This is a genomic window from Klebsiella sp. C283 (assembly GCF_048822555.1).
Taxonomy (GTDB): domain Bacteria; phylum Pseudomonadota; class Gammaproteobacteria; order Enterobacterales; family Enterobacteriaceae; genus Klebsiella; species Klebsiella quasipneumoniae.
Genome location: NZ_JBMEZS010000082.1, coordinates 1 through 540 on the forward strand (window position 1 = coordinate 1; position 540 = coordinate 540).

At 51.5% G+C, this 540-nt stretch carries 1 protein-coding gene; it reads left to right on the forward strand.

Going from position 1 to position 540, the window contains the following annotated elements; all coding sequences use genetic code 11:
• Positions 1–513 (forward strand): type IV conjugative transfer system lipoprotein TraV (traV, locus tag ACOI7Z_RS27330; RefSeq protein ID WP_165453396.1); only part of this gene is annotated, 513 nt, incomplete at its 5' end.
• Between the last annotated feature and the right edge of the window lie 27 nt (positions 514–540).

A 540-nucleotide genomic window follows, 5' to 3' on the forward strand; every position in this document is an offset into this window, starting at 1 on the left:
GAATTTCAATGTAATGCCACGACGTCGGATACCTGTATGACGATGGAGCAGGCAAATGAAAAAGCGAAGCTGAAAGAGGAACGCAGTGATGCAAAGCCGGCTGCGGCCGGGTTGCCACAACTGGCTGAGGGTAATTTCAGAACCACGTCAGTGAATTCGTACCCGTTGCCGCCACAGTCCAACCTGACCCAGGCCAGAGTGGCCGCGGAGAAAGATCGAGCACGTGCAGTGTACCTAAATAATCCAACGGCAAAGAATGAGGCAACATATTTCGAAACCGAGAAAAGGCTCCAGTCTTTGCCGGTAGTGAAAATGTCTTTACCAGTAGTGGCGTCAACGTTTACGTCACCGTCAACACCGCCAGGTAATTTTCCCCGGCCATTAAGAAAAGGGGAGGAGACAACGTCATTGTGGATAGCGCCGTATGTGGATGCAGATGATGTATATCACCAGCCAGCAACGGTTCTTTTTGTCGTGACACCATCGGCGTGGGGACAACCTCGCCTTAATTGATTCACAGCGCCATTACTGGCGCTGCAG